Annotated in this window: 8 protein-coding genes; 7 read left to right on the top strand and 1 reads right to left on the bottom strand. The window is 64.3% G+C overall.

Going from position 1 to position 8,290, the window contains the following annotated elements; all coding sequences use genetic code 11:
• Positions 1-236 precede the first annotated feature (236 nt).
• On the top strand, positions 237-1,382 hold the full coding sequence (locus AC1DWT_RS47925) for an LLM class flavin-dependent oxidoreductase (RefSeq protein WP_477925957.1): 1,146 nt from the start codon (positions 237-239) through the stop codon (positions 1,380-1,382).
• Between the two features lie 18 nt (positions 1,383-1,400).
• Here the strand turns inward: AC1DWT_RS47925 and AC1DWT_RS47920 are convergent, their stop codons facing one another.
• On the bottom strand, positions 1,401-2,309 hold the full coding sequence (locus tag AC1DWT_RS47920) for a LysR family transcriptional regulator (RefSeq protein WP_095869933.1): 909 nt from the start codon (positions 2,307-2,309) through the stop codon (positions 1,401-1,403).
• Positions 2,310-2,510: 201 nt separating this feature from the next.
• Here AC1DWT_RS47920 and AC1DWT_RS47915 point away from each other — a divergent pair, with 201 nt between their 5' ends.
• The 6 genes from AC1DWT_RS47915 to AC1DWT_RS47890 form a co-directional block, all read left to right on the top strand.
• Entirely contained in the window at positions 2,511-3,446 is a 936-nt protein-coding gene (locus AC1DWT_RS47915; protein ID WP_095869934.1) for an ornithine cyclodeaminase family protein, read from the top strand.
• On the top strand, positions 3,443-4,372 hold the full coding sequence (gene dapA, locus AC1DWT_RS47910; protein ID WP_095869935.1) for a 4-hydroxy-tetrahydrodipicolinate synthase: 930 nt from the start codon (positions 3,443-3,445) through the stop codon (positions 4,370-4,372). Before AC1DWT_RS47915 ends, dapA begins: the two co-directional genes overlap by 4 nt.
• Complete coding sequence (locus AC1DWT_RS47905; RefSeq protein WP_095869936.1) at positions 4,372-5,208, top strand: fumarylacetoacetate hydrolase family protein; 837 nt, start codon at positions 4,372-4,374, stop codon at positions 5,206-5,208. The genes dapA and AC1DWT_RS47905 overlap by 1 nt, the downstream gene beginning before the upstream one ends.
• 19 nt (positions 5,209-5,227) lie before the next feature.
• On the top strand, positions 5,228-5,740 hold the full coding sequence (locus AC1DWT_RS47900) for a flavin reductase family protein (protein WP_095869937.1): 513 nt from the start codon (positions 5,228-5,230) through the stop codon (positions 5,738-5,740).
• Positions 5,737-6,996: a GTP cyclohydrolase II gene (gene ribA / locus AC1DWT_RS47895; RefSeq protein WP_257014837.1), complete on the top strand. Its 1,260-nt coding sequence runs from the start codon at positions 5,737-5,739 to the stop codon at positions 6,994-6,996. The genes AC1DWT_RS47900 and ribA overlap by 4 nt, the downstream gene beginning before the upstream one ends.
• Positions 6,993-8,290, top strand: a 1,298-nt coding sequence (locus tag AC1DWT_RS47890; protein ID WP_477925956.1) for an AMP-binding protein, incomplete at its 3' end; no start/stop codon positions are given. The genes ribA and AC1DWT_RS47890, both read left to right, overlap by 4 nt.

The following is an 8,290-nucleotide window of genomic DNA, read 5'->3' as shown; positions in this document are numbered from 1 at the left end:
CCTCGAAATCAGTGCTCCAGGTCACACTAAGAGCGCACCGCTATATAAACAATTACCGAATTGGAGATAAGGGCATAAGTCGCCACTTATTCCGAAGATCGACAAGCGAATAACCGTCTTCTTATGGATTCRTCAGAAAGATGATTCTTGCCTTATGTCGCGGGAACGATAGTGTGATTGCGATCACTATCCACCTTTGTGCGGGGAGTTCCGCGCAGCACTCGAAGAGGACCACCATGAAGCCGAGAACCGAAGACCCTTCGCAGCTGAGCCTCGGGCACTTCTTTCCCAGCGGAAAGACCAATTTCCTGTACTCGGACGAAGCTGCTCGGCGAACACCGGCGATGACGAAAGCCAACCTGGTCGAACTCGCCCAGGCGGCCGAACGGGTGGGCTTCGATTCCTTGTTCATCGCCGACAACTGGTCCGGGCACCAACGTGTCGCCGAAGAGTTCGGGCACCAGTCGCCGGCGTATCACGCGCCGTTGCTGGCCATGGCCCTGCTGGCAACGACGGAGCACATCGGCGTCATCTCCACGTTCCACACCACTCACCACAAGCCCGCCCATGTCGCCCGAATGGGCGCCACGCTCGATGCGTTCAGCGACGGGCGGTGGGGCTGGAACGTGGTGACGGGATTCAGTGCCGACGAGGCGGCACTGTTCGGGGAGCCGTTCATCGACCACGACGAGCGTTACGTCATGGCAGCCGAATTCGTCGACATCGTCAAAAGATTGTGGACCGAGCACGAACCCATCGACGTCGACGGCAAGTATTACCGCGTGGCCGGGCGAATCAAAACTCCCCGCCCCGTGCAGGATCCACACCCGTTGTTGGTCAGTGCGGGCGCGTCTCCGGCGGGCGCCGAGTTCGCTGCACGGTTCTGCGATCAGTTGGTGACGTTGGCAAACACCGAGGAGTTGGTGCGTGAGGTCGATCGTCGGCTGGCCGCGCTGACCGAAAAGAGTAAACGAGCGGTGGGCACGTGTCCGTTCTCGATGGCGATCGTGCGCCCGAACGAGGGCGAGGCCGAGGAGGAATATGCGCGTCTGCTGCAGACTCTCAACGTCGAGGCCACCAAGGAGATCGCCGCTGATGTGCTCGGATCGATCGAATCCTCCCGGTCGATGTACGAGAAGATGGGGGAGGACGAAGCCACCCGCGCGTTCGGCGGTGCCGGATCGGTTTTGCAGCTGATCGGAACCCCCGAACAGGTCGCGGAGAAGATCAWTTCGCTCAAGCGCACCACGGCGACATCGAATGTGCTGATCAACTTTCCTCTGTGGAGTCCACAGGAGCTGGAGTCGTTCTCACCGGTGTTGCCGTATCTGCGGGAAGCGGGAGTCTGGTCGCCGCCGCAGGAGCGGAACTGGTCGTGGTGACAGTGCGTGACCGCGGCGTCACCGGGATCGGAGAGCGTCGCGGATCTCGTCGACGGCCGCTTGCTGCAGTGGCGAGAAGAACTTGTCCCGCCGCCACAGCAACGCGATACGCTCGGTGAGTTCGAGGCCGGGAACGGCCAACTCCTGTAGTCGGCCCGCGGCGAGGTCGGATTCGACGACGTAGCGCGGGGCGAAAATCGCCCACGCGTTCTCGGCGGCGGCCTGCTTCATCGGTTCGGCATGCCCGAATCTGATGATGAAATTCGGTTCGATGTCGCTGAGCCGGGTGAGCTGTTCCATCAGGTTGCGTTGGTAGATCACCTCCCGCGGCGCGCCGACGAACGGCAGCTCCAATGCCTCGTCGAGGGATAGCGCCCTCGACGGGGCGACGAGGCCCGGCCCGGCGCAGAGGGTGATCGGCTCGGTGCGGATGACGTCGGAGGACATGGTGTCCGGGAGGTGCCGCTGATCCCAGGTCACGACGGCGAAGTCCGCCTCACCGGTTTCCACCGCACGCAACGCTTCGTTGGGTTGCGAGCTGGAAAGGGTGAGGTCCGAACCGGGCCGGCCGCGCTGGAACCGGGACAGAATCGGCGGGAGGAGGTAGCTGCCCACCGCCATGCTCGATGCGATGGACGCGGCGCCGCCTCGCCCCGATCCGAGTTCGTCGACGTCGCGCCTGATCTGGGCCGCCGAGGCCAACATCTCCTTCGCCCATTGGTTGGCGCGTTCGCCCGCTTCTGTCAACAACATTCGGTTACCGCGGCGGACGAACAGCTTTGCGCCGAGCCATGATTCGAGAGCCCTCAACTGTCCCGAGACGGCCGGCTGGGCGACCATCAGCACTTCCGCGGCTCGCGTGACACTTCCCTCTTCGACGACGAGCCGGAACACTTCCAGGCGTTTGAGCGACAGTTGCGCTTCCATGGTCCCTCTATAAGCAATCAATGATGCGTGTATCGATATCTTGATATTTGCTTTATACCACGGAATCTCTATTGTTAGGTGCATCACAGCCTCAGTGGTATGGATCGCCGATCCGTTCCGCGGGAATGAGGACCACACACCCCGTGCGCACCGATTGCACGGGTGTGTCCGCCCTCGAACACACAACTGGCAAGGAACACGATGAACGTACCGTGGATAACGGAACAGCAAGTACGCGAAAGGGTCTCGATCCTCGACGCCATCGAGTCGGTCACCCGATCGATTACCCGTGAAGTCGACGGCACCGCCCGAAACATCCCGAAAACGATGACGACCTGGGAGCCGGCCAGCAGCGCGCACGCTCTCGGTGCCTATGACGAGGGCGCCGGCCTCGTCGCGTTCAAGACCTGGGTCAACACTCCGGCAGGTGCCTCGGCGCTGATGACGCTGTTCGACGCCACTACCGGTACCCCCCGTGCGGTGCTCGAGGCCGGTGCGCTGGGTGGGATGCGTACCGCGGCGGTCTCCGGGCTGGCGACACGCCTGATGAGTGCCCCCGATGCGTCCGAGCTCGCCCTGATCGGCAGCGGACGGCAGGCATTGGGACAAGTTGCTGCGGTATGTGCAGTTCGACCGATCACCCGGGTACGGGTGTGGAGCCGCTCCGAGAACAGCCGGACCGGTTTCGCGGCAACGGTGCGCGAAAACCTCGGCATCGACGCCGTCGCGGCCCCCACACTCGCCGAGGCCGTCGACGGGGCCCCCATCGTCACCCTCATCACCCGAGCGACGGAACCGTTCCTCCCGCGAGGACTGTTGTCCCCGGGAACGCACCTCAATGCCGTCGGCGCGATCTTGCCGAGCAACGCCGAGTTCGATCCCGCGTTGCTGGCCGACGCCGACCTGGCGGTCGTCGACAGTATCGCCAACGCACGTCGATCATCCCGGGAGCTGACCGAGTACTACGGCGAGGACTGGACCCCCGTCAAGACCCTCGGCGACCTTCTCACCGGTGCGGTGGTGCGTCCGCTGCACCCCGTTTTGACGATCTTCAAAGGACTCGGGATGGGTCTGGCCGATCTGGCGGTGGCAGCAACGGTGCTCGAGTCGACCAATCGCGAAGGAGTACTGGCATGAGATTCCGCACCGACACCGCACTGATCACCGGATCGATCGCACCCTTGATCACCCCGTTCACCGATAGCGGGGCGCTCGACACGGCAAGCCTGCGCCGACTGGTCCAGTGGCAAATCGCGGCCGGATCGCACGGATTGTCGATCGGTGGATCAACCGGGGAGCCGGCCGCACAGACCGTCGCCGAGCGGATCGAGGCGATCGAGGTCGTCGCCGACGAGATCAACGACCGCGTTCCCTTCATCCCTGGAACCGGATCGGCCAAGCTGGACGAAACCCTCGAGATCACCGCAGCCGCTCGTGCCGCCGGCGCCGATGCGGCCTTGATCATCACCCCGTACTACGCGCGACCCACCCAAGAGGCGCTGTACCGGTGGTACGCCACCATCGCCGGGGAGTTCCCGGACCTGCCGATCATCATGTACAACGTTCCCTCGAGGACCGCCGTCGAACTGGACCCCTCCACGGTCGCCCGCCTCTACCGGGACTTCGACAACATCGTCGGTATCAAGGAAACAACGAAGGAATTCGAACACTTCTCCCGGGTGATTCACGAAGCCGGAGAGAATATCTCGGTGTGGTCCGGCATCGAACTGCTCTGCCTTCCCCTGCTTGCACTCGGCGGTGTCGGATTCGTCAGCGCCGTCAGCAACATCGCCCCCCACACGGTCGCGCGGATGTACGAACTGTGGACATCCGGTGATCACGACGGTGCCCGCGCACTTCACTACGCGCTGCACCCGCTGGTGGACCTGCTGTTCGTGGAGACCAATCCGGCACCGGCCAAGTGGGTCCTGCACCAGCAGGGACGGATCGCCTCACCGCACGTGCGGTCCCCGCTAATTACGCCCACATCGACGGGCATCGACCGGATCGAGACCCTCCTCGGTCAGGCCTCGACCATCCTCACCGAAGAAAAGGCTTTCTGATGCGATTGGCAACGGTCGAACAGGACGGTGATCCACGGACCGTCGTCCTCGACGCAGACGGCCGACCGCGGGACGTGACCGGGCTCACCGGTGTGGTGACCGCTGACGTCGACATCGACAAATTCGCTGCTCTGACGGATCAGGATCTCCACCGATGCCCGGTGATCGATCTCGACCGGATCACCCGTTGGCTACCGCCGGTCACCGATCCGCGGCGGATCCTCTGCGTCGGTTTCAACTACCACAACCACGCCGTCGAGATGGATAAGGAACCGCCGCAACATCCCACGTTCTTCGTCCGTTTCCCCTCGTCGCTCGTCGGGCACATGGAGCCGGTCGAACGAACGCCGGCGTCCGACAGTTTGGACTGGGAGGGGGAGATCGCGATCGTCATCGGCCGCGGCGGCCGGAACATTCGGGCCCGAGATGCGGCGCACCACGTCTGGGGCTACACCGCCTTCGCCGACAACAGTGTCCGGGAATTCCAACTCCACGGAACGCAGGCCACAGCGGGAAAGAACTTCGACCGATCCGGGTCGGTCGGCCCGTGGCTGGTCACGGCGGACGAGATCGCCGACCCGAACGCCCTGGAAGTACACACCTACCTCGGCGACAACCGGGTACAGGCCGGGGTTCTCGCGGATCTGGTGTTCGATGTTCCCTCGGTCATCGAATATGTCAGCACGTGGACGACGCTGACCCCCGGAGACATCATCGCCACCGGCACGCCGGCCGGGATCGGTTACCGGCAGGATCCGCCCAGATACCTACAGCCCGGGGAAGTGCTGACCATCGACATCCCCGGCGTCACTCGACTCGTCAACCACATCCGCTGACGTAGCGAGGAGGAAGAACATGACGACATGCTCGACAACACCACACGAGGACATTGCAGCATCACTGAAGGAGGTGATGGCTGCGGTCTGCACCCCGGTCTCGGTGGTGACGGCGATGGACGGTGATCGACCGCACGGGACGACGGTTAGTGCCTTCGCATCCTTGTCGATGGCACCTCCCATGGTCCTGGTTTCGCTCGATCGCACTTCCGAGCTCCTCGGGATCATTCAGCGCGGCAGACGGTTCGGCGTCAATATCCTCGGTAGCGCCCAGTCGGCGGCAGCGACGGCCTTCGCCCGCAAGGGGACCGACAAATTCGCCGACACACCGTGGACTCGGGTCGGTGGTGTTCCCCGTTTGACCGGGGCACCGGGCTGGGTGGTCTGTGACGCGTCCTCCTTCGTCGAGGGTGGAGACCACATCGTCGTGTTGGGCGAGGTTCGTGAGGCGGTCGCCCACGACGGATCGCCGCTCACTTACTTCCGCCGCGATTTCGGTACACACATGTTGCTCGGCCAGGAGCACCGGTGACCCCGGATCGGGCAGGCGATCACGCGGTCAACCGGGCCGTCACGGCGCTGCGGGCCGGCGGCATGGTCGTCGTGCTCGATGGCGAAGATCGCGAGAACGAGGGCGACCTCGTGGCCGGTGCCGACACCGTCAGCGCCGAGCAGATAGCTTTCATGGTCCGCCATACCACCGGCATCCTCTGCGTTCCGATGACCACCGAACGAGCCGATCAGCTCGAGTTGGCGCCGATGGTGCCGGTGAACACGGACACCCACCAGACCGCCTTCACTGTCACCGTCGACCACATCGGCGCCGGGACCGGGGTGTCCGCCAGCGACCGCGCGATGACCGTGCGCGCCCTCGCCCGCTCGACCAGTGTCCCCGGTGACTTCCGTCGCCCCGGACATGTCTTCCCGCTTCGCTCGCGCCCGGGAGGTGTCCTGGAGCGGCCTGGGCACACCGAAGCCGCAATCGACTTACTCACCCTCGCCGACCGTGCTCCGGTCGGGGTGATCGGGGAAATCGTCGCGGAGGACGGCTCGATGCGGCGGGGGCCGGATCTGCGCCGATTCGCGGACAGCCATGGGCTGCCCGTGGTCACCATCGCCGACCTCGCGCAATCCCTGCATCCGGAAGCAGGACCCGTGGAAAGACTCTCGACCTCGCGCATGCCCACCGCCTTCGGAGAGTTCCAGGCAATCGCGTACCGGTCGAGCGATGACGGAGTCGAGCATCTGGCGTTGGTGATGGGAGACGTGGCCGCGGCCGCCGAGAGTGAATCCGGTGCCCTCGTGCGCCTGCACAGCGAATGCCTGACTGGGGACATTCTCGCCTCGACCCGGTGTGACTGCGGCAGCCAACTCGAGCAGGCACTGATGGCGGTCAGTCAGGAGCAATGCGGCGCGGTGATCTACTTGCGGGGGCACGAAGGCCGTGGCATCGGTTTGGCGCACAAGATCCACGCCTACGCGCTGCAAGACCGCGGGATGGACACCGTGGACGCCAACCTCGCCCAAGGCCTCGCCGCCGACGCCCGCTCGTACGCGGTCGGAGCCCACGTCCTCAGGGAACTCGGAGTAGGCAGAGTGCGCCTGTTGACCAACAATCCGGCCAAATGTGCGGCATTGACCACCGACGGGCTCGAGGTCCTTGCCCGCGTCGGGCTCTCGACCAACGCGACCACCGACAATGTCCGTTACCTCCGTACCAAACGCGACCGCATGGGCCATGTACTCGACATCCCCGATGTCACCGACTCTGAAAGAAGCGTGCTGTGACCGCTCATCTCGGCGATCAGGTCCTGACACCCCTGAACTTTCTCGAACGCGCGGAGGCCATCCACGCCGATCGCACCGCCATGACCTACCACTCCCAGTCGTGGTCGTACGGCGAGTTCGGGGTCACCGCCCGCCGCATGGCCGGCACACTCGCAGGCCACGGAGTCAAACCGGGCGACCGCGTCGCCGTCCTGGCCTCGAACACCCCGCTGATGCTGCTCGCGCACTTCGCCGTTCCCTTGGCCGGCGGCGTGCTCGTCACCCTCAACCACCGCCTGGCCGCACCGGAACTGAAGTACATCGTCCAACACTCCGGCGCATCACTCGTCCTGGTCGATAACGAATTCAGCGCCGCCGCAGAATCCTTCGGCATCCGGACCCTCGCTGCCGAACAGGTCCTGGACGCGGACGGACCCGAACACGCGCGCACGGTCGAGGACGAACGCAGCCTCATCTCGCTGAACTACACCAGCGGCACGACCGGCCGGCCCAAGGGCGTCATGTACCACCACCGCGGCGCCTACCTGCAGGCGCTTGCCATGACCCACCACGCCAAACTCGGCCTCGACACCGTCTACCTGTGGACCCTGCCGATGTTCCACTGCAATGGCTGGTGTTTTCCCTGGGCAATCACCGCCGCGGCAGGAACACAGGTCTGTCTCGATCGCCCCGACCCCGACACAGTATGGGCCCATCTGCGCAGCGGGGGCATCACCCACTTCAACGCCGCTCCCACCGTCCTCACCAACCTCACACAACATCGTGAGGCAGACAACGGGCCTCTCGGCAGAATCGTCGAGGTGGGAACCGGGGGAGCGCCGCCGTCCCCCACACTGTTGTCCGAATTGACCGCACTCGGCATCCACACCACCCACCTCTACGGTCTGACCGAAACCTTCGGACCTGCTGTGGTGAACGAACCACGCCCCGAATGGAACACCCTCAGCCATACCGATCTCTCCAAAGCAATGGCCGTGCAGGGCAACTCCAACATGGTCGGCACAGGAATCAGGGTCCTGGACACCGTCGGCAAGAAAGACGACGCCCCGATCGCCGACGTCACCGCTGACGGCACAACTCTCGGGGAGATCGCTGTCCGAGGGAACACCGTCATGCTGGGCTACTACAACGACGACGCAGCGACCGAGGCCGCCCGGATCGGCGAATGGTTCAAGACCGGCGACCTCGGCGTCATACACCCCGACGGATCGGTGGAAATCCGGGACCGCGCAAAAGACATCGTGATCTCCGGCGGAGAGAACATCGCCACGGTCGAAGTCGAACACGTACTTAC

It is taken from the genome of Rhodococcus sp. P4_B6 (assembly GCF_056402215.1).
This window is presented reverse-complemented; position numbering and strand designations above follow the sequence as displayed.

What these genes read in the sequence shown, in the direction of transcription:
- dapA (WP_095869935.1), top strand. Translation starts at nt 3,443, where the DNA reads ATGAGATTCCGCACCGACACCGCACTGATCACCGGATCGATCGCACCC.
- AC1DWT_RS47905 (WP_095869936.1), top strand. Translation starts at nt 4,372, where the DNA reads ATGCGATTGGCAACGGTCGAACAGGACGGTGATCCACGGACCGTCGTC.
- AC1DWT_RS47900 (WP_095869937.1), top strand. Translation starts at nt 5,228, where the DNA reads ATGACGACATGCTCGACAACACCACACGAGGACATTGCAGCATCACTG.
- AC1DWT_RS47915 (WP_095869934.1), top strand. Translation starts at nt 2,511, where the DNA reads ATGAACGTACCGTGGATAACGGAACAGCAAGTACGCGAAAGGGTCTCG.
- AC1DWT_RS47920 (WP_095869933.1), bottom strand. Translation starts at nt 2,309, where the DNA reads ATGGAAGCGCAACTGTCGCTCAAACGCCTGGAAGTGTTCCGGCTCGTC.